This is a genomic window from Winogradskyella vincentii, assembly GCF_020166345.1.
GTDB lineage: Bacteria > Bacteroidota > Bacteroidia > Flavobacteriales > Flavobacteriaceae > Winogradskyella > Winogradskyella vincentii.
In genome coordinates this window covers 500,207-522,342 of the sequence record NZ_JAIUJS010000001.1, presented here as the reverse complement: position 1 = coordinate 522,342, position 22,136 = coordinate 500,207, and the positions used below count along the sequence as shown (strand labels likewise).

Here is a 22,136-nt window from a genome sequence, read left to right as displayed (position 1 = left end):
GTGTAATAGGGTTCAATTCGAAGTTACACCATTAAAATTTAAAACAAATGAGAAAGCTTTTTCTTAGTCTTTTATTCATTATAGCTGGCATCATATGTTTATTTTCTCAGAATCCTGAGAGAGTTTACCAGTCACATTCTGAAGAGAACGGGATATTTTCAGTTACCACAAATGATGGAAAATATCTTTTCAAATATTATTCAACGGAAATATTAGAAACCACTTTCGTGCCTAATGGTGAAGAGACCAATGCAAACTCTCACGCTGTAATTTTGCAACCTAATAAAGTTGAGACAACCTACAAGTATGTTGGGAATGATATAACTTATGGGACTGAAGGCTTATCAGTAATTGTTACGACTGAACCCTTCAAAATAAGCTATACATATAATGATGATTCTTTGATTTCTGAAAAAAGAGGGTATTATAAAAGTCCTCATGAATCTATGGAGTTAGTGAAAGATCATATAATTGCCGATGTATCTGAAAAAATTGAATTTAATCTTACCGAAGAAGAGGTCTTGTATGGTGGAGGTTCTAGAGCACTTGGCATGAACCGAAGATGGCATAGGTTACCACTTTACAATAGAGCACAATATGGTTACCAGTCCTATAGTGAATTGCTAAATTTCACCCTACCTGTTGTGTTGTCATCTAAGAAATATATGCTCCATTTTGATAATTCCACAATTGGATATTTAGATTTAGATAGCAGAAAGGATAACACCTTAACCTATGAGACTTTGTCTGGTAGAAAAACATACCAAATAATAGCTGGTAATTCTTGGTATGATGTTGTAGAAAATTATGCGGAATTAACTGGTAAACAACCCATGTTGCCAAGATGGACACTTGGTAATTTTTCTAGCCGTTTTGGCTACCACTCTCAAAAAGAAACTTTAGAAACTATTGATAAGTTTAAGAAAGATGAAATTCCAGTAGATGCCATAATTATAGATTTATATTGGTTTGGTAAGGAAATACAAGGTACCCTCGGTAATTTTGAATTCTATAGAGATTCTTTCCCAGAACCAAAACAAATGGTAGATGTTTTAAAATCTCAAAATGTTGAAACAACGCTAATAACTGAGCCTTATGTTCTTAAGACTTCAAAGCACTGGGATGAGGCAGTAAATGAAGATATACTAGCTAAAGATTCCATTGGCAATCCTGCGGTTTTTGAATTTTATTTTGGTAAAGGTGGTATAATAGACATCTTTAAACCTAAAGGAGAACGTTGGTTTAAAGATATTTATAATAGATTATCAGACTATGGCGTCAATGGTTTTTGGGGTGACCTTGGAGAACCAGAGGAATTACCCAATTGGGTAAATTTTGAGACAGGCTCGGCAGATGAACTTCATAATATTTATGGTCATAATTGGGCAAAGCTGGTCTATGAGGCAAGTTTAGAATCAAATTCTAATCGAAGACCTTTTGTATTAATGAGAGCCGGTTATTCAGGGTCGCAACGCTATGGAATGATACCATGGACTGGAGATGTGAGCAGAAGTTGGGGTGGACTTAAGCCACAACCAGAAATTGCTTTACAAATGGGTATGCAAGGAATCGCATATATGCATAGTGATTTAGGTGGTTTTGCTGGCGCGAATTTAGATGATGAGTTATATGCACGATGGTTACAGTATGGAGTTTTTCAACCAATATTTAGGCCTCATGCGGATGAAACCCTAGCCAGTGAACCTGTTTATAGAAGTGAAAAAGCTAAAAAACTCGCAAATTTTGCTATTCAGATGCGATACAGAATGTTGCCATACAATTACCATTTGATGGCTGAGAATCATATTAAAGGTAGGCCATTAATGCGTCCTTTGTTTTTTGAGGAACCTAATAATGCCGATTTATTAGAGTATTCTGATGCGTATTTATGGGGAAATGATATTCTTGTTTCTCCGGTTTTAGAGGCAGGTAAGAAGACTCAAGAAGTTTACTTTCCAAGAGGTTCTATGTGGTTTGATATTGAGACTGATGAAGTTATTGAAGGCGGTCAAAAAAAGAGCGTAACGTTAAGTGAAAGTTTTATTCCTGTTTATGCACGAGGAGGATCTTTTATCCCACTGGCAAAACCAATGCAGTCTACAAAATCCTATGATGATGGTTATTTGCAATTGCAGTATTATCATGATGTCACAGTTACTAAATCTCAACGTCACCTTTATATGGATGATGGTATTACAACAAATACTTTCGAAAATGGAGCGTATCAAATTTTAGATTTTGAAGCAAAGATTAGGGGATCATGGTTAGAAATTGAATTCAATGCTAATAATGGCAAGAATTTTACACCTAGGACAAAAACCATTGATTTTACAATTCATAATATAGAAAAGAAACCAAAACGTATTAAGATTAATAATGAGAAAGTTAATGGAACATACAATTCTCAATATAAGACCTTAACATTAAATATTGATTGGGATACAAATACTGAGAAGAAAGTACGCATTAAACTAAGAAAATAATCCATAAATGAAACACTATAAACTTGTCATATTTGCAATTAGTATCTTTAGTGTCATTGGATGTAAAAGTGACATAAAACAAGAAAAATCAGAAACGATTAAAACAGAACATCTTAAAAATAGCATGAAGAAAAAAGCAGTTGTTTATCAAGTTTTCACAAGACTTTTTGGGAATACAAATACCACAAATAAACCATGGGGAACAATTGAGGAAAATGGTGTTGGTAAGTTCAGTGATTTTACCGAAAAAGCACTAACGGAAATTAAAGAACTTGGCATTACTCATATATGGTACACAGGTGTTCCGCATCACGATGTAATTACAGATTACACTCAATATGGAATTTCAAATGATGATCCAGATGTTGTGAAAGGTAGGGCGGGATCACCATATGCTGTTAAGGACTATTATAATGTTAACCCAGATTTGGCTGATAATGTTGAAAATCGTTTAGAAGAATTCCAGGCTTTGATAGAACGGACACATAAAGAGGGTCTTAAACTCATTATTGATATTGTACCAAACCATGTTGCTCGTAATTATAAAAGTTTAACCCTTCCTGAAGGTATTAAAGACTTTGGTGCAGATGATGATACGTCCGTAACCTATTCTGTAAACAACAATTTTTATTATAATCCTGGTGAATCTTTTCAGGTTCCAGATTGGCAAAATGGATATCAGCCATTAGGAGGTGAAAGCCACCCTTTGATAGATGGTCAATTTGACGAAAATCCAGCCAAATGGACAGGTAATGGTTCTAGAGCATCAAAACCTAATGTCAATGATTGGTACGAAACTGTTAAGGTGAATTATGGTATAAGTCCAGATGGTTCAAAAGATTTCGATGAGCTTCCTGCTGGTTTTGAAAATGAAGATTATGAAGCACATTTCAATTTCTGGCAAGATAAAACAGTTCCAGATTCATGGATAAAATTTAAGGATATTGCATTATATTGGTTGGCTAAAGGTGTGGACGGATTCCGTTTTGATATGGCAGAAATGGTGCCAGTTGAGTTTTGGAGTTATATGAACTCGCATATAAAAATGAAGAACCCGGAAGCGTTCTTATTGGCTGAAGTATATCAACCGCATTTGTACAGAGATTACATCAATAAAGGAAAAATGGACTATCTCTATGATAAAGTTCAACTCTATGATACACTAAAGCATGTCATGCAAGGACATGGTAAAACAGATAATATTCCTCCAATTTTAGATGAATTATCCGATATAGAGCATCATATGCTTCATTTTTTAGAAAATCATGATGAGCAACGTATATCTAGCCTAGATTTTGCTGGAGACTCAAAAAAAGGGAAGCCGGCAATGGTAGTCTCAGCGACATCTTCAACTTCACCAACAATGATTTATTTTGCTCAAGAGTTCGGAGAACCTGGTGCAGAAGACTTAGGTTTTGGTGATCCTACACGCACGTCAATATTCGATTATGGGTCTGTTCCAAGTTTGGTTCGCTGGGTAAATGACAAGAAATATGATGGCGGTCAATCTACAGAATCAGAGTTAGAATTACGGGATTTTTACAAGAGACTACTCAATTTCACAATTAATAGTTCTGCTTTGATGGGTAATTATCAAGATATTCATTTATACAATCAGCAAAATACAGAATGGTACAATGATAAAGTATTGTCTTTTGTAAGATGGAGTGAAGATGAACAATTGATCGTCATTTCAAATTTCAATGCAGATAATACGTATGGGTTTGAACTTCAGTTACCTGAAGATCTTATTAAAAAGCTTGGTTTAGACAATGGTGAATATAAGGTAGAAGATCAACTTTATAATCAATATAATTCAACCTTAAAGGTCATAAATGGTAAAGCAGAGGTTAGAATTGATATTGAACCATTACAATCATTTATTTTAAAAATCCACCATTAAAAATGAAACATATAATTTTAACAGTAGCTATTTGTCTATCAGTGATGACATGCAAAAACACATCTAATCAAGAACAAACTCAAGATAAAGTTGAAGAGACAACAACTTCTAGCACTCCTTTTGTTTGGGAAGGAGCAAATCTCTATTTCTTGCTAACAGATCGCTTTAATAATGGTGATACATCGAATGACGTAAATTTTGACAGAACTAAAGCACCTGGTAAACTTAGAGGTTTTGAGGGCGGAGATATTAAGGGCGTTACTCAAAAAGTTAAAGAAGGTTATTTCACAGATTTAGGAATTAATGCCATCTGGATGACACCAATAGTTGAGCAGATTCATGGTGCAACAGATGAAGGAACTGGGTTGTCATATGGTTTTCACGGTTATTGGACTAAGGACTGGACCAACATAGACCCTAATTATGGTACAAAGGAAGATTTACATGAGTTGGTTAAAGAAGCACATGCAAAGGGTATAAGAATTGTCTTAGATGCAGTTATAAACCATACAGGTCCTGTCACCGAGAAAGATCCAGTTTGGCCAAGTGATTGGGTAAGGACAGAACCGCAATGTAAATATGATAATTACGAAAATACTATTACATGTACTTTGGTTAAGAACCTACCAGACATTAAGACTGAAAGTAATGAGGAAGTTGAATTGCCACCTCAATTGGTTGAAAAATGGAAGGCAGAAGGACGCTATGACCAAGAAGTAGCGGAATTAGATGCTTTTTTTGAACGAACAGGACATCCTAGAGCACCTCGTTTTTACATTATGAAATGGTTGACTGATTACATAACGGAATTTGGAATCGACGGATATCGCTGTGATACAGTAAAACATACTGAAGAATACGTATGGTCAGAATTCAAAAAAGAGTGCGATTACGCTTTCACTGAATTCAAGAAAAATAACCCAAATAAAGTAATAGATGACAACGATTTTTATCTGGTTGGAGAAGTTTACAATTATGGAATTTCAGGAGGAAAATACTTTGATTTTGGAGATAAAAAAGTAAACTATTATGATGATATGTTTACGCAACAAATCAACTTTGAATTTAAGTGGAACGCGAAAGAATTACAAGCTGAAACACTTTTCAGAAAGTATGACCAAAAGCTTAAAAATGACTTGAAAGGTTATGGTGTTTTAAATTATTTAAGCTCCCATGACGATGGTCAACCATTCGATCCAGACCGCAAAAAACCATTCGAAACAGCAAACAAGCTATTGCTTTCACCTGGTGCCTCACAGGTGTATTATGGTGATGAATCAGCACGCTCCTTGGTTATTGAAGGAACTGTTGGAGATGCAACATTAAGATCTAAAATGAATTGGGATGAAATTGCCATAGATAACGATAAAAAGAGCATTTTAAAGCATTGGCAAAAATTAGGTCAATTTAGAGCCAACCATCCTGCTGTTGGAGCTGGAAAGCATCAGATGATTACCGCACAACCTTATTATTTTTATAGAACTTATCAGAAAGGTGATTTTATAGATTTAGTGGTTATTGGGTTAGATGTTCATAAGGGTGCAAAATCTATTGACGTCTCTAAAATGTTTAAAGATGGAGACAACATAAGAGATGCGTACTCAGGTAAAAAAACCAAAGTGGTTGATGGTCGCGTTGTAATTGATTCAGAATTTGATATTGTGTTACTAGAAAAAATATAACTATGAAAATTAAATTATTTACACTTGTTTTAATTGCATCATTATTAGGATGTTCGGAAAATAATAATGAAATGATAGAAGTTTCTTCACCAGAATCAAAGGTTAAAGTTGAGTTTAATATTAATGATACAGGGCAACCATATTATACGGTAAAGTACAATAATGGAGTGGTAATCGATACCTCGTATTTAGGATTTGAATTCACAAATTCAGAAGCTATTGATTCTAATTTAAAAATAATGACTGCTGATATAAGTTCATTTGATGAAACTTGGCAGATGCCTTGGGGAGAACAAATTGATGTAAAAAACAAATACAATCAACTTGATATTAAACTTCAAGAGACAACTGATTTAAAAAGACAACTTAATGTTGTTTTTAGAGTATATGATGATGGGATTGGATTTAGATATGAATTCCCAGAGCAAGAAGGTTGGGCAGAAGCCTTAATTAAGGAGGAGCACACGGAGTTTAATCTAACCGAAGATTATAAAACATTCTGGATTCCTGGAGATTGGGATATTTATGAGCATTTGTATTCAGAGACAATGTTTTCTGAAATTGATGCAATTAGTAAGCGCGATCATCCAAATCTTGCCCAAACCTATATTCCTAATAATGCTGTAAATACACCTACTACGTTGGTTGGAGAAAAAGGCTTACATCTAAGTTTTCATGAGGCATCCTTGGTGGATTATTCAGATATGACACTAGGTGTAGATAAAGAGAATTTAAAGTTTAAAAGTATTTTAGTTGGTAGTGAAAATACAGAGTATAAAGTAAAAAGAAGTTTACCATTTAATACACCTTGGAGAACAATACAAATATCTGAAGATGCACCTGGATTAATAGAATCAAATCTCATAGTAAATCTAAATGAACCAAATAAAATTGGTGATGTATCCTGGTTTAAACCAATGAAGTATACAGGTGTTTGGTGGGAAATGCACTTAAATAAATCATCATGGGATTATGGTATGGAACAAGTTGATGGTAAATGGGTTGATACTGGTAAGGCTCATGAAAGGCATGGTGCAACTACAGAAAATGTAAAACGCTTTATAGATTTTTCTGCAAAAAATAATATCGGTGGCGTTTTAGTTGAAGGTTGGAATACCGGTTGGGAGCGTTGGATCGGTTTTCCTGATCGTGAAGGTGTTTTTGATTTTGTGACCCCTTATCCTGATTATGATTTTGAAGAGGTAACAAATTATGCGAGAGAAAAAGGTGTTGAGATTATTATGCATCATGAAACATCTGCTGCTACAGAGACATATACCAAGCAAATGGATGCAGCATATGCATTAATGCAGAAATACGGCATGCATACTGTCAAGTCTGGGTATGTTGGGAAAATTTTGCCAGATGGTGAGTATCACCATGGTCAGTATATGGTGAACCATTATAATAATGCTGTCGAAAAAGCAGCAAAATATCAAGTTGCAGTTAATGCACATGAGCCAATTAAGGCAACAGGGTTAAGAAGAACCTATCCAAATGCCATTTCTAGAGAAGGACTCCGTGGACAAGAATTTAATGCCTGGTCAATTGAGAAAGGTAACCCTCCTAGTCATTTACCTACTGTGGCCTTCACAAGAATGTTGGCTGGACCTATTGATTTTACACCTGGAATATTCAATATTAAATTTGATGAGTACAAGGAAGAAAGTCAAGTAAATACTACTCTTGCACAACAATTAGCATTATATGTTGTGATATATAGTCCAGTGCAAATGGCGGCAGATTTAATTGAGCATTATGAGGCAAATCCTGAGCCACTACAATTTATAAAAGACGTTGGTGTAGATTGGGAAAAATCTACCGTTTTAAATGGTGAAGTTGGTGATTATGTGACCATTGCAAGAAAAGAAAAAGGCACTGGCAACTGGTTTGTCGGAGGAATAACAGATGAAAATTCCGTATCTTTAAAGTTGGATTTTGATTTTTTAGATAAAAATCAAGATTATGAGGCAATCCTATATAAAGATGGTCCTAATGCCCATTGGGATAACAATCCTCTTGACATAATGATTGAAAAACTAGATTTAAATAATAAGTCTAGTTTGGATATTAAACTTGCTGAAGGCGGAGGTTTTGCTTTAAGTATCATGAAAAAGGCGAGTGAATAATGCTTGCTTAAATGGTACCTTATTTATTGTAACAAAATGGATGTAAGATAGTCTTATTCAAAACGACTATTGTTTAACTAGTTAAACACAACCAACAAGAATTAGTACTATGGATGTTAATGAAGGTTTAGAATCGCCATTAGTTATTAAAGTTAGCTTCAACAAATATTTAACTCAGTATGAGAATTTAATTGAAGCAGATAATGATTTTATTGCTCTAAATGCGCGTAGAGTATTAAAAATAGCTGAGGATTATCCAATATTGCGAGATGGTTTTAGTGATTTAACAATTTTACAAAAGCATGAAAAGGAAATTGAAGGAATATTGCAAGATGCTTTTAGTCCAGTCCTTTCTCATAATGAAATTAAAACTGCATCAGTCCCTTTTTTAGATGTAATATTTAATTCTTCTACTCGATTTAAAAATATACTTAAAACTGCTGGTGAAGATTTTGATTTGCAGATCAAAAACATGCCAAAGGACCAAAGGTATATTATTGCCTGTTCAGTAATTTTAAACTTTTGTTACGGTTATAATCTCAACTTTAAACGCCCATTTTTCTATGAAATACCTGATGCAAATGGGGTAATGCGCTATTATAAGATACTTTATAATGCGGATTTTACAGAAATTATCCCAAAAAAGAATGCACCAAAAATTACAGACGAGGACTATGCCCAACTTTTAGACAATTTTGAGAATATTGATTTATGGAAAGAGAAGTTTCCACCAAATAGTTATGATTTCAAAGGATTCGTGATATCAAATATTTTTGATGTAACAGACGATCAATCGATTTCAAATATAAAGTCATCATTAATAGGTGAAGACAAGCGTAAAAATGAAGGGTTCATGGAAGATTTTCATGAAATATTTCGTTCACTTTTGGGATTAAAAGATATTAAGGTTGGATTTTCTATTTATAATAAGGAGGATGATACCTTTGAGCGTGTTTATGGAGCAGGTATGGATAGTTTCTTACTTAATAATCTTGAAATTTCAAATTGTTCTGATGCGCTATGTCGCTGGTCTTATGATAGATTGTTAAAGGAGAAAAAGTATTTTTCAATTTCAGATGTAGATAAAGCATTTTCAAAATCAAAAGGTCATGCTCCACATGTTAGGGTATTACATGAGCAAGGGATAAAAAGCGCCATCTTTGCACCTATTGCAAATGAAGAAGGTTTAATGGGAATTTTGGAAATTGTCTCTGAAAAACGTCAGGTTTTAAACAGTATAAATGCTAATAAACTGGTAGACGTAATGCTATTTATAGTTTCTGCTGTTGAGCGTTCAAAAAATGAAGAGGAAAACCTTATCGACGCCATTATACAGCAAGAGTGTACATCGATACACCAAAGTGTACAATGGAGATTTGAACAGGAGGCGAGAAAATACATTAAGGATGATCTTAATGGAAAAGAGCCAAATTTTAATCAGATAGTTTTTAATGATATTTACCCATTGTTCGGTCAAATTGATATTAAAGGATCTTCTGAAGCCAGAAATAGAGCGACTAAACTCGATCTTATAATTCAATTAAGCGCGCTGAAATCAATTATTAAAAATGCTATAGATCAGGAAGCTCTGCCTATTTACGAGCAGTATTTATACCAAATAAACGAATGGTTAGAATCACTTGATAATAATTTTCAAGTGGATAGTGAGCAACAGATTAACGGTTTTATAAAACACGATTTAAATCCTGTCTTAAAACACCTTAAGACAAATAAAAACCTTGAAGAAGAAATACAGGCCTATTTAAATTCAATTGATAGTAAAGTTGGTACGGTATATCAAAACCGCAAAAATTACGATGAGACTATTGCTGCGATCAACAAGAATATGGCTTCCCTTTTAGACGAAAAGCAAATTAGTGCGCAGGCAATGTACCCACATTATTTTGAACGTTTTAAAACAGATGGTGTGGAGCATAACATGTATATAGGTGAATCATTAACTAAAGAAGACAGTTTTAGTTCAATTTACTTATATAACTTAAGATTATGGCAATTGCAGATTATGTGTGAAATGGAAAATTCATATTATCAGATGCAATCAGATTTTCCAGTTAAACTAGATGTTGCTTCAATGATTTTGGTGTTTAACCAACCATTGTCTATTAGTTTTAGAATGGATGAAAAGCAATTTGATGTAGATGGTACATATAATGCAAGATATGAAATAGTAAAAAAACGTGTTGATAAAGCATTTATTAAAGGAACCAACGAACGTATTACGCAAAAAGGAAAAATAAGTATTGTTTATTCTCAAAAACAAGACGAAGAAGAATACCTAAGATATGTTAAGTTTTTGCAGTCTAAAAATTACTTAGATAATGATATTGAAATTTTAGAGCTTCAGGACTTGCAAGCAGTAACAGGGTTAAAGGCAATACGAGTAAGTGTTCTTTATCACAAGGATAATAATGATAAGGAATATTACACCTATGATGATTTAATGAAAGAAATCAGTAACTAGGCTTAGTTTATAACAGATTCTGAAAGCCAAAAGGATATTCCAAAGGCTAATACACTTATCACAATCCCAATCACAAATACATTATAGGTTACTCGTAATAAGTTATATTTCCTATTCAATACTAAACCGAGGAAGTAGAGATCTTTAGTTAAGGAACCATAGAGATAATCTTTATCCTTCATCATTTCTTCCATAGCCCATTCAAACTCGTTAAGTTTCATTTGATGAAAATTTCCAAAAAACAATAAGTTCACTTTTTTATTGGCAACATCTTCCTTTGTGAACTGGCCTTTAGTAACGTTAGGTCGTGTAGCAAGTACTGAAAGTACAATGCAAATCACCGTAAAAAACATAAAAATGAGCGTTGGATATATTAAATAGTCATTAGAGGGGTTATCTAATTTTGGTAATAAATTAGATAGCGCAACAGAAATAATAATAGCATTTACCGATAGTAAAATATTAGCTTTTGTGTCAGCAATATCGCTTAAGGTAATGTGATTTCTTAATGCTACTCTAAACATGGTTTCAACGCCACGATCCGGTAAATCTAACTTCTCTTTTTTAAACTGTAATTCAGCTTTTTTGTGTTTGAGTTTGTTGGTATCAATTTTAATTTTATTGTAGCTCTGTAAAAGATTTGCTAAATTTTTACCTTTTCGTTTTTCCCATTTACTTGCAGCGATATCTGAGTTAAAGGTATGATTGGTCAAAAATTCTATATTTGACATTAACCATTCATCCTTTGTTAGGTTTTTGTTCAATGTTAGTTCCCATTCTTTCCTTAATAGTGAAGCATAATCCTCATAGTTCTTACTAGAAATATGAGCGGAATCAGCATCTCTTATAATACCCTCTAATTTTGTTTTTGGTTCATAGGTCATTTCTGTAGCACGAATAATTTCTGCAATTCCATCTATTTCAGCATCTGCTACATTGTGTTGTTTTAGGAAATCTTTAGCGATTTTTGCACTTTCTTCTTCATGTCCATCTATAGTTTCTGTAAATCCAGTATCATGAAACCAAGCTGCAATAAGTAATTGACGTTTTTCATCATCCGTTATGCCACTTTCTTCTTCCGTGAGTTCATTAATCTTTTCAACCACTCTTTGAGTATGGGCTAAATTATGATAAACAAATTTCGGATCTAGTTTTTCATTAAGGTAGTGTACTACATATTTTTCAACTTCAGTTAAGATATTTTCCATAGTGTTATCGCTAAAATGCTAATTTAAGAATTATTTACTATCCATATAATGGCTAATTAGTAACTTAGCCTTGAAAATTATATTATAGAACAAGATTCGTTTTGCTGGGTTTAAACCAGCCATTTTTAAAAGTATGCATTTAAATATTTCAGATACATATAATAAAGAATTACCATCGGATGATAATTCAGAGAACACGAGAAGACAAGTATTTAAAGCTGCTTATTCTTTTGTAAGGCCATTAATACCGTCTAACCCAATTTTAATTCATTCATCTAAGCAATTAGCCAAAGATATAGGACTTGAAGTTAAAGATTTGACCTCAAAGGAATTTTTAGAAATCTTTTCAGGAACTACAGTATATCCAAATACAAAACCATATGCCATGGCGTACGCAGGCCATCAATTTGGAAATTGGGCAGGACAACTAGGAGATGGCAGGGCTATTAATCTTTTTGAAGTAAATCAAAATAATAAACAATGGGCATTTCAGTTAAAAGGTGCAGGTGAAACACCTTATTCTAGACAAGGTGACGGTTTGGCTGTTTTAAGATCCTCTATACGTGAATATCTATGCAGTGAGGCAATGCATCATCTAGGTGTACCTACAACACGTGCATTGAGTCTAATGCTCTCTGGAGATGATGTGCTAAGGGATATGCTTTATGATGGAAATTCTGCATATGAAAAAGGTGCAATAGTTTGCAGAGTTGCACCAACTTTTATTCGATTTGGCAATTTTGAACTTTTTGCCTCTAGACAAGATTTTAAGAATTTAAAAAAACTTACTGATTATACGATAAGACATTTTTTTCCTCACATGGGTAATCCAAGTAAAACTGTTTATGTAAAATTATTTAGAGAAGTGGCACTGCGTACATTAGACATGATAATTCATTGGCAACGTGTAGGCTTCGTGCATGGTGTTATGAATACGGACAATATGTCCATTTTAGGACTTACAATTGATTATGGTCCCTACGGATGGCTTGAGGGTTTTGATTTTGGCTGGACACCTAATACTACTGATAGACAAAATAAACGCTACAGGTTTGGTAATCAACCAAACATTGGTTTATGGAATCTTTTGCAGTTGGCAAATGCCTTGTATCCTCTAGTAGAAGAAGCTGAACCCTTTGAATCTGTATTAAAAAGTTACCAGACAGATTTTGAAAGAAAGTCATTAGAAATGATGTGTTCTAAACTCGGTTTACATACCATTAAACAGTCTGATTTAAAACTTATAACCTCACTAGAAGATTGTTTACTAGCTGAAGAAACCGACATGACGATTTTCTTTAGATTGTTGTCTAATTATAAAAAAGGAGAACCAATGAAGGGCATTTCAATTATTAAAGATGCTTTTTACAATTTAGATCAATTGAGTGATGATGCTGTAAGCCATTGGAACAATTGGTTCTTAGAATACGATAAACGATTGCAATTAGAAACTTTAGCAAATATTGATCGAAAAAAAGTCATGAATCTTGCAAACCCAAAGTATGTTCTCAGAAATTATATGGCACAGTTGGCTATTGATGATGCAGACAAGGGTGATTATGGCTTAATTGATGAGCTTTTTGACCTGTTAAAACATCCATATGATGAACAGCCTAGTAAGGAAAAATGGTTTGTAAAGCGACCTGAATGGGCTAGACATAAAGTAGGTTGTTCTATGTTGTCTTGCAGTTCGTAATTGGTCAAAATACTTTGGCTAATATTATAATTTACTGTAAAATTCTGTTCAAATGCAAAATTTATAGATACTCTGTCGCTTATCATTCAAATTTTGTGAGAAAAGTTAATACTTTATATATTTAATATATTTGGATTATTAACTAATCAATACTCCCACATGAATTTTTTACGTAAAACTGTTCTTTTATTCGTAGTTAGTCTTATTGTAAGTGCATGTGCAACTCATAAATTGCAAGTGGAGAAAAATACAATTGTTGATTTTCCTGAAGATAAAACTATAAGGCATTCTTTTTATTTATTGGGTGATGCTGGTAATTCTGCAATGGGTCAAGTAGACCCAGCAATAAGTGAATTTGGTGCTACTTTAAGTGAGGCTTCCTCTAATAGTACCGCAATTTTTTTGGGCGATAATATTTATCCAAATGGTCTTACCAAAAAGAAAGATAAAAAAGAGTTAGCGGAACATAGACTTAAGGTTCAAACGGATATCGCTAAAAATTTTAAGGGAAGAACAGTTTTTATTCCAGGAAACCATGATTGGTATAGTGGAATTAAAGGGCTAAAGCGACAAGAAAAATTTGTAGAAGATGAATTAGGGAAAAATACATTCTTGCCAGAAAATGGGTGTCCTATCGAAAAGGTGAATATCACTGATGATATAGTACTTATAATTGTTGATTCTCATTGGTATGTAACAGATTGGGATAATTACCCAACAATCAATGATGAGTGTGATATAAAAACAAGAGTTGACTTTTTAGATGAATTAAGAAGTGAAATAAAAAAAGCTCGTGGAAAAACTACATTAATAGCACTTCATCACCCTATGTTTACATATGGTCCTCATGGCGGGCAATATAGTTTTGCAAGCCATATGAAACCATTACCTGTTTTAGGTACAATTAAAAATGTTACAAGAAAAACAGGAGGTGTAATCAATGTGGATCTTCAGAATAAGATGTATAATGAATTAAAAAATCGTGTGGTTAGTTTGGCACAAGATAATGACAAAGTCGTTTTTGTTTCAGGTCATGAACATAACTTACAATATATTGTTGAAGGTGGATTACCACAGATAGTTAGCGGTTCAGGTTCTAAGACATCTGCAACAAGGTTAATAGGTAATGGTAAATTCGGTTATGGAGCAAATGGTTATGCAAGATTAGATGTGTTTACAGATGGTTCTTCGTTTGTAAGGTTTTATGAAACAGGTAATAATGTTCCAGTTTATACAACTACAGTTTATGATCAAACAAAATATGATATAACCAATTATCCTTCAAAGTTTCCAGAAACGGTTACTTCATCTATATATAAGAAAGAAGACACTGAAAAATCAGGATTTTATAAGTTTTTATGGGGAGACAGATTCAGAAAGCAATTTGCTACACCTGTTAAAGCCCCAACTGTAAATTTAGATACGTTGTTCGGTGGGTTGAAGCCAGTAAGAAAAGGTGGAGGGAACCAATCAAAATCATTAAGGTTAGAAGATAAAAATGGTACCCAGTATGTTATGCGTGCATTAGAAAAGCAGGCGGCTCAATATCTGCAAGCACTTGTGTTTAAGGACAAGTACATTGGTGATAAATTAGACGAAGATTTTACAACTAAATTAGTAATGGATGTGTTCACCGGGTCACATCCTTATGCACCTTTTGTTGTCGGAGATTTATCGGATGCTGTTGGTATCTACCATACAAATCCAGTATTGTACTATGTGCCTAAACAAAATGCACTTGGAAAATATAATGGTGATTTTGGTGATGAGTTGTATATGATTGAGGAGCACACTTCAGAAGGGCATGATAACAAAGCTAGTTTTGGATATCAGAATGAACTTTTTAGTACGGTTGATATGCTGGAAAAAATCAGAAAAGATGAGGATATTGTTGTAGATGAGGCTTCATATATCAAAGCGCGTTTATTTGATATGTTAATTGGTGATTGGGATAGACACCAAGATCAATGGCGTTGGATAGAATTTAAGGAAGACGGAAAAAAAATCTTTAGACCAATGCCAAGAGATAGAGATCAAGCCTTTTCTAAAATGAGTGACGGTTTTTTATTAGGCATCGCCGTAAGACTTTTACCTTCTGCAGGACTTCTTAGAAAATATGATGAAGTCTTAGTAGATGAAAAAGAAATTAATGTAGAACCATATCCTCTTGATATGGCATTAATTGAGGCATCCGACAAGCCTATTTGGGATGCACAAGTAAAGTATATCCAAGAGAACATTACTGACGAGATTATTGAAAAAGCATTTTTAAATATTCCTGAAGAGGTTAGGGATGAAGATGTAGAGGAAATTAAAAGATTATTGAAGGCAAGACGAGGTAACTTACAAGATATATCAGACAGATATTATAAACTGATAAATAAATTTGCAGTTGTAAAAGGTACAAATAAGGATGATTGGTTTGATATAGAACGTTTACCAAACGGTAAGACAAAAGTATCTGTGTTCCGTATTAAGGGTGGTGAAAAAGCGGATGTGGTACTTGAGCGAACCTATAGCAAAGAGGATACTAAGGAAATTTGGGTTTATGCTTTAGACGATGATGATGTTTTCAATGTTTATGGTGAAGGTGACCAGTTAATTAAAGTACGTTTAGTAGGCGGACAGAATAATGATACTTATGATATTAAAAATGGTAAAAGATTAAAGTATTATGAACATAAAACAAAAAAGAATACTTATCTAACCAATAAAGGAAACAGAAAACTTACCGATGACTACGAAACCAATGTCTATAATTATAAGAAATTAAAAAACAGTACAAACAAAATAGTTCCAACAATTGGCGCAAACCCTGATGATGGTTTTAGTTTAGGTGTTACAAATGTATTGACAAACTATAATTTTGAAAGGAATCCTTTCTCATCACAGCACACCATCGCAGCTAGTTACTTTTTAGCAACTCAAGGGCTTGTGTTAAATTATAAAGGAGAGTTGGCAAATGTATTCGGTACAACCAATCTGGTTTTTAATGTGCATTATAATAGTCCAAATTTTGCCGTTAATTATTTTGGTTATGGAAATTCTACTCCTAACCCTGAGGTTGACAATGATAATATTGATTTTGATTTTAACAGAGTTAAAATCCGCACAATCAGTGCAACTCCTTCATTGATTTGGAGAGGGCAATATGGATCAACCTTTGAAGCAGGAATTGCATATGAGTCTAATGAGATTGAACGAACTCCCGGGCGCTATTTAGAAACAGAATTCCCTGCTAACGATGAATTATTTGATCAGCAAGCATTTTTTGGTGCGCAGGCAAAATACACATATGATGTAAAGGATGACAAGACATTTCCAACATTAGGAATGATGTTTAGTGTTGAAGCTGGTTATAGAAATAACACAAATACAACAAAAGGATTTGGTTATGTGATCCCAGAATTAGCATTTGATTACAAACTAGTTCCTGAAGGCCAGGTTGTGCTGGCAACTAAACTAAGAAGCCATATTAACCTTGGAGACGATTTTGAATTTTATCAGGCAGCTGTATTGGGAGATCAAACAGGATTAAGAGGCTATAGAAGAGAGAGATTCTCAGGTAAAAGTACATTCGTACAAAGTACTGACTTGCGTTTTAATTTAAGACGTAAGTCGTCTAATTTCTTACCATTTAACGTAGGCTTTTTTGGAGGGTTTGATTATGGTAGAGTGTGGATAGATGACAGTAGGGTAGTGGATCCGAGTTTTAATGAAGATCAATGGAATACATCAATTGGAGGTGGCTTATTTGTAACTGCTTATAGTATGATAAATGCAAACTTGTCTGCCTTCAACAGTGATGATGGTTTGCGGATTGCATTTCAATTAGGATTTGGATTCTAATTTATTGCTTAAGAAGATTGAACCTATAAATATTACCACCTTCAGTGCCATGGCGCTCGTCAGTAATAATTAAGGTGGAGTCATTCTGAAAGCATATACCTTCTTTTTGTGAATTATGCTTAAAGGTTAGTTTTTCTTTGCTACCTGAAAAAAAATCAGAGCCTTCATAATTTGTGTATTTCCATAGCCGTTTATGGTTTAATAAAACTACAGATTTGCCGTCAAAACTAATATCGGCTGAGGTAACCCTAGTGTCTTTACCTTCGAGTTCAAAAGAAGAAATATAAGTTGCCGTATGAGTGCCAACAGCATTTGGTACGGTAAAAACATTAAAAATCTTATGCTCTTTGCTGAATAAATAGAAGATGTCTTTATGTACAAAAAATGCCTCGAAATCTTTCGGCTCTATGTCAGCTGGAAGAGTAAATTGGATTGTATGAGCTTTAGCGGTGCTATTCTCTAATTCCTTATTGTAGACTTTATAAATTTGAAAAGAGGTACGGTTTTTATTATTGTTTCCAAAATCACCTATATAAATATTACCATATTCATCAGCTGTAATATCTTCCCAGTCAATATTTGTAGCCTCATTTAATGTTATATGTTTAGATATTTCACCTGTTGTTTCTAGGCCATATAGTACATTCTCATTTCCAGAATCTTCTATAACCCAAATTAAATTTGAATTTGGTATTATTTCAGATGCTGAAGCTTCCTTGAAGCTATTTGGTAAATCCCCAAGTAATTCTAATTTCCCAAACGAAGTACAAGCAATTGTGATAAGTAGAATAAAAATTAGTCTTTTGGGTATTAACATAGTAATTTTATAATTTCAATCTAAGACTTTGAGTAAACACAAAGATATTATAATTATTGGTGGTGGTGCAGCAGGATTTTTTGCTGGTATAAATATTGCAGAAAAGTTTCCTCAATTGTCTATTGCCATTTTAGAACGTGGTAAAGAAGGATTGCAAAAGGTTAAAATATCTGGTGGTGGAAGATGTAATATAACACATGCAGAATTTGTCCCATCTGAATTGGTTAAGAACTATCCCAGAGGCGAAAAAGAGTTGTTGGGTCCGTTTCATTCATTTATGACAGGTGATACCATTTCTTGGTTTCAAGAGCGTGGTGTAGAATTAAAAATTGAAGAAGATGGCAGGATGTTTCCTGTTTCAAATTCTTCCCAAACTATAATAGATTGTTTTATAAAAGAGAGTAATAAGCACGGTGTTGAAGTATGTTATAATCAATCTGTAAAATCATTTGAATTAGTTGAAGATGGTTTTTTAATTCATACCATCAAGGATCAATTTACATGTAATAAGCTTGTGATTGCCACTGGAAGTAATCCTAAAATATGGAATTTATTAGAAGGAATTGGGCATTCTATAGTAAAACCAGTTCCATCTCTATTTACTTTTGATATTAATGATGAACGAATTAAGAATATACCAGGAGTCGTTGCAAAAAATGTAGATGTTAAAGTACTGGGAACTAACTTAAATTCTCATGGACCATTATTGATTACCCATGTAGGTATGAGCGCACCAGCAATTTTAAAACTTTCAGCCTTTGGTGCCATAGAACTTGCAGAATTAAATTATAACTTTAAAATTAAAGTAAACTTTATTCAAAAAGATACTGATACTTGTATTGAGGATTTAAAAAAAGCAAAGATTTTATTCGCAAAAAAATTAGTTGTAAACACTACCCAATTTGAATTGCCAAAGCGACTTTGGAAGAAATTGGTTGTTGCCTCTGGTATTTCTGACGAAATGAAATGGGCAGAAATCAACAAATCTCAATTGGTTTCATTGGCCCAACAACTAACCCAAGCCGTTTTTCATGTAACTGGGAAAAGCACTTTTAAGGAAGAATTTGTTACAGCTGGTGGATTAGATTTAAGGGAAATAAACTTTAAATCCTTTGAAAGTAAATTAATACCGAATCTTTACTTTGCAGGCGAGGTAATAAATGTAGATGCTGTAACTGGAGGTTTCAATTTTCAAAATGCTTGGACAGGAGCATATATTGTGGCACAATCAATTAATGAATAATGAAAACATATATCGCACTTTTAAGAGGAATAAATGTTGGTGGTCATAGAAAAGTGCCCATGGCTGAACTTAGATCTATTTTAGCTAATATTGGACTTGAAGGTGTAAAGACTTACATTCAAACTGGCAATATTATTTTTCAATCTGATGAACAAAAAAAAACAGAATTAGAGAGAAGAATTCAAAATTCGATTCTCAATCATTTTGGCTTTGAAGTTTCTGTATTGGTAAGAACAAAACAGGAGCTAAATTCAATATTTGAGAATTGCCCCTTGTCAGAAGATAAAAAAATCAACAGTTATTTTGCAATACTTAGTCATGTGCCAAACAAAAAATTAGTAAACGAAGCTAGTCAAAAGACCTACGAAAATGAGGAGTATTTCATTATTGGTGACTGTATCTACTTTTATTGTGCAACCGGTTATGGCAAAGCTAAATTTAATTTAAATTACTTTGAGCGTAAATTATCCGTTGGTGCCACAGCCAGGAATTATAAAACTATGCTAAAATTGATAAGCATGGCAGAAGAAAATAGACCAAACCTCTAGATTTTCTCTATTTTTGCAACTGAATTAAAATTAAATGACAGATCAAGATTTTATTCTTAAGTCCTACAATTCTAATGTAGAAAGCGGATCGGTAAAATGGTCGTCTCCAAGTAATATAGCTTTGGTGAAGTATTGGGGAAAACGCAAAAATCAAATTCCTGAGAATCCGTCGATTAGTTTTACACTATCAAATTGTAAAACTATAACCGAGGTAACATATACCAAGAAGACAAGTTCAGAATTTAGTTTTGATGTTTTTTTCGAAGGTGAGAAGAATGAAGCTTTTAAACCTAAGATTCAAACTTTTTTTGAACGTATTGAAAGCTATGTCCCATTCTTAAGAGATTATCACTTTAATATTGAAACATCAAATACTTTTCCTCATAGTTCTGGTATTGCTTCTTCTGCTTCAGGTATGAGTGCATTGGCACTTTGTTTAATGAGTATTGAGGAAGACTTGGGTGTAGATTATGCGGATGATTACTTTAATCGTAAGGCATCTTTTTTAGCGCGTTTAGGATCAGGAAGTGCTTGTAGAAGTATTGAGGGAGAACTTGTGGTTTGGGGTAAAAATAGGAGTACAGAGAGTTCAGATTTATTTGGTGTAAGGTTTGATGGTGATATTCACTCAAATTTTAAGGATTATCAAGATGCAATTTTACTGGTAGACAAAGGAGAGAAACAAGTTAGCAGTACTCTGGGACATAAACTTATGTATGGTCATCCATTTGCAAAGGAGCGATTTTCACAAGCACATGACAATTTGGGCAAACTAAAGGATATATTGTCATCAGGTGATTTGAAGGAGTTTATAAAAATTGTTGAAAGTGAGGCATTAACCTTGCATGCAATGATGATGACAAGTATGCCATATTTCATTTTAATGAAGCCAAATACTTTGGAAATCATAAACCGAATTTGGAAGTTTCGAGAAGAAAATAATTCAAATATTTGCTTCACTTTAGATGCTGGAGCTAACGTTCATGTATTGTTTCCCAAGGCTGAGGAATCAAAAGTTTATGACTTCATTAAGAGTGAGTTAGTTGCATATTGCCAAAAGGGTCACTATATTTGCGATAGCGTTGGGAATGGTGCAAAACGGTTGTAGCCAAACCTAGCAACTTAAAAAACTATGAAAGGACCATTATTTTATTCTAAAATTCTATTATTTGGAGAATACGGAATTATAAAAGATTCTAAAGGATTATCTATCCCTTATAATTTCTATAATGGAGCTCTCAAAGTTGACGAAAACCCTTCTGGCGAAGCAAAAAAATCAAATAAAAGTTTGATTGCCTTTGTTGATTATTTGCGAAACATTGAAGAAGGCTTGGTTTCTTTTGATTTTGACACATTGCAAAAGCATGTAGATGCAGGCATGTACTTTGACTCATCAATTCCACAAGGTTATGGTGTTGGTAGTAGTGGTGCATTGGTTGCAGCTATTTATGATAAATATGCAATGAATAAGATAACCGTATTAGAAAATTTGACGAGAGAAAAATTGTTGAAACTTAAAGCCATTTTCTCTGCAATGGAATCTTTTTTTCATGGTAAGTCTTCCGGTTTAGATCCATTAAATAGTTATTTAAGTTTGCCTATTTTAATAAATTCTAAGGATAATATTGAAGCTACAGGTATACCATCTCAGAAATCTGAAGGTAAGGGTGCGGTTTTCTTATTAGATAGTGGTATAGTTGGTGAAACTGCTCCGATGGTTAAAATTTTCATGGAAAACATGAAGAATGAAGGCTTTAGAAGTATGTTGAAAGAACAATTTATCAAACACACAGATGCCTGTGTAGATGATTTCTTAAAAGGTGACATAAAATCGTTATTTAAGAATACAAAACAATTATCTAAGATTGTACTTAATAATTTCAAGCCAATGATTCCTAAACAATTCCATGAATTATGGAAAAAAGGGATTGAAACTAATGATTACTATTTAAAACTTTGTGGCTCTGGTGGAGGAGGATATATTCTAGGATTCACCGAAAATATTGATAGAGCAAAGGAAGCACTCAAAGGACAGAAATTAGAGGTTGTATATAACTTCTAATGTAGATTTTCCTGAACTTATTTCAGGGTTTAAT

The 22,136-nt window shown here is 33.5% G+C and carries 13 protein-coding genes; 11 read left to right on the top strand and 2 right to left on the bottom strand.

What is annotated here, in order from left to right; all coding sequences use genetic code 11:
- Positions 1-47: 47 nt before the first annotated feature.
- From LBV24_RS02365 to LBV24_RS02345, 5 genes are all read left to right on the top strand, one after another.
- Positions 48-2,483, top strand: a complete 2,436-nt coding sequence (locus LBV24_RS02365) for a TIM-barrel domain-containing protein (protein ID WP_224476983.1) — start codon at positions 48-50, stop codon at positions 2,481-2,483.
- Positions 2,484-2,490: 7 nt separating this feature from the next.
- Entirely contained in the window at positions 2,491-4,386 is a 1,896-nt protein-coding gene (locus LBV24_RS02360; protein WP_394371107.1) for an alpha-amylase family glycosyl hydrolase, read from the top strand.
- Positions 4,387-4,388: 2 nt separating this feature from the next.
- Positions 4,389-6,068, top strand: a complete 1,680-nt coding sequence (locus LBV24_RS02355; protein ID WP_224476982.1) for an alpha-amylase family glycosyl hydrolase — start codon at positions 4,389-4,391, stop codon at positions 6,066-6,068.
- Positions 6,069-6,070: 2 nt separating this feature from the next.
- Positions 6,071-8,197: a glycoside hydrolase family 97 protein gene (locus tag LBV24_RS02350; RefSeq protein WP_224476981.1), complete on the top strand. Its 2,127-nt coding sequence runs from the start codon at positions 6,071-6,073 to the stop codon at positions 8,195-8,197.
- A gap of 109 nt (positions 8,198-8,306) precedes the next feature.
- On the top strand, positions 8,307-10,679 hold the full coding sequence (locus LBV24_RS02345; RefSeq protein WP_224476980.1) for a GAF domain-containing protein: 2,373 nt from the start codon (positions 8,307-8,309) through the stop codon (positions 10,677-10,679).
- Positions 10,680-10,681: 2 nt separating this feature from the next.
- Here LBV24_RS02345 and LBV24_RS02340 read toward each other — a convergent pair whose 3' ends face one another.
- Positions 10,682-11,887, bottom strand: coding sequence for a Pycsar system effector family protein (locus LBV24_RS02340; protein ID WP_224476979.1), 1,206 nt, complete (start codon positions 11,885-11,887; stop codon positions 10,682-10,684).
- A 133-nt stretch (positions 11,888-12,020) separates the two neighbouring features.
- On the opposite strand from LBV24_RS02340, the gene LBV24_RS02335 reads away from it, so the two are divergent.
- Positions 12,021-13,583, top strand: a complete 1,563-nt coding sequence (locus tag LBV24_RS02335; RefSeq protein ID WP_224476978.1) for a protein adenylyltransferase SelO — start codon at positions 12,021-12,023, stop codon at positions 13,581-13,583.
- 159 nt (positions 13,584-13,742) lie between these two features.
- A complete protein-coding gene (locus LBV24_RS02330) occupies positions 13,743-17,432 on the top strand; it encodes a metallophosphoesterase (RefSeq protein WP_224476977.1) in 3,690 nt (1,229 codons plus the stop codon).
- A 1-nt stretch (position 17,433) separates the two neighbouring features.
- Here the strand turns inward: LBV24_RS02330 and LBV24_RS02325 are convergent, their stop codons facing one another.
- On the bottom strand, positions 17,434-18,249 hold the full coding sequence (locus tag LBV24_RS02325; RefSeq protein ID WP_224476976.1) for a hypothetical protein: 816 nt from the start codon (positions 18,247-18,249) through the stop codon (positions 17,434-17,436).
- Between the two features lie 28 nt (positions 18,250-18,277).
- Between LBV24_RS02325 and LBV24_RS02320 the strand changes: the two genes are divergently transcribed.
- From LBV24_RS02320 to LBV24_RS02305, 4 genes are read left to right on the top strand one after another with little or no spacing between them, the layout of a single operon-like run.
- Positions 18,278-19,492, top strand: coding sequence for a BaiN/RdsA family NAD(P)/FAD-dependent oxidoreductase (locus LBV24_RS02320; RefSeq protein WP_224476975.1), 1,215 nt, complete (start codon positions 18,278-18,280; stop codon positions 19,490-19,492).
- Positions 19,492-20,040 carry a DUF1697 domain-containing protein gene (locus tag LBV24_RS02315; protein WP_224476974.1) on the top strand — a complete coding sequence of 183 codons (549 nt, stop codon included), beginning with the start codon at positions 19,492-19,494 and terminating at the stop codon, positions 20,038-20,040. The genes LBV24_RS02320 and LBV24_RS02315 overlap by 1 nt, the downstream gene beginning before the upstream one ends.
- A 34-nt stretch (positions 20,041-20,074) precedes the next feature.
- Complete coding sequence (mvaD, locus tag LBV24_RS02310) at positions 20,075-21,148, top strand: diphosphomevalonate decarboxylase (RefSeq protein WP_224476973.1); 1,074 nt, start codon at positions 20,075-20,077, stop codon at positions 21,146-21,148.
- Positions 21,149-21,172: 24 nt separating this feature from the next.
- Positions 21,173-22,102, top strand: coding sequence for a mevalonate kinase family protein (locus LBV24_RS02305; protein ID WP_224476972.1), 930 nt, complete (start codon positions 21,173-21,175; stop codon positions 22,100-22,102).
- Positions 22,103-22,136 lie beyond the last annotated feature (34 nt).